At 62.0% G+C, this 574-nt stretch carries 1 protein-coding gene; it reads left to right on the forward strand.

Annotated elements, in window-relative coordinates; genetic code table 11:
- Window positions 1–76: 76 nt before the first annotated feature.
- The coding region (locus ACT6QU_RS19505; protein ID WP_444837035.1) for a hypothetical protein at window positions 77–574 on the forward strand (498 nt) is incomplete at its 3' end.

Below are 574 nucleotides of genomic sequence, written 5' to 3' on the forward strand. Positions count from 1 at the left end.
GCGCATTGCTGCTGAAACGGGCCTTGCGTGGATCAGCCCGGTGGCGTCGACCAATTCATGGCAGGCGCGCAGCGAAATGGGCGTCAATGCGGTTCGCCTCCCGCCCGCGTCGCTCTCCGAAGAAGCACGTGCCCGAATTGACGCGATCGATGCCCGAATGGAAGAAATCAGCGAGATCATCGACGAAGGCAATGAAGGCGACCCTGAAGGCGACGGGGCCGATTTCGGGCAGCTCGAGGCCGAGTATGAGGATCTCGATGGTGAGCGCAGTGACCTCAATAACCCGGTGCGCGAATTGCCCGAAGAATGGCGCAGTGAGGCCGGAAAGTTTCTGGTTCTCACCACCCGCGGCGAAATGGTCCTCGAGGCCGATTACTACAGCGAAAAGCGCCTGTCGTTCGAGACCGATGAGAATGGCAAGGTGACAGCGACGGCCGAAGAGCCGGTGCCAGGTTCCACCAAGCGAGGCAGCGCTGCACCTTCCAGGCCTGAGGCAGTTGCGCCGGGCACGGAAAAGCCGATCAGCGCCCGCCTGTTCGACGAGCTTTCGGTCCAGCGCCGCAATATCCTGTCG

Source organism: Aliihoeflea sp., assembly GCF_052435475.1.
Taxonomy (GTDB): Bacteria; Pseudomonadota; Alphaproteobacteria; order Rhizobiales; family Rhizobiaceae; genus Aliihoeflea.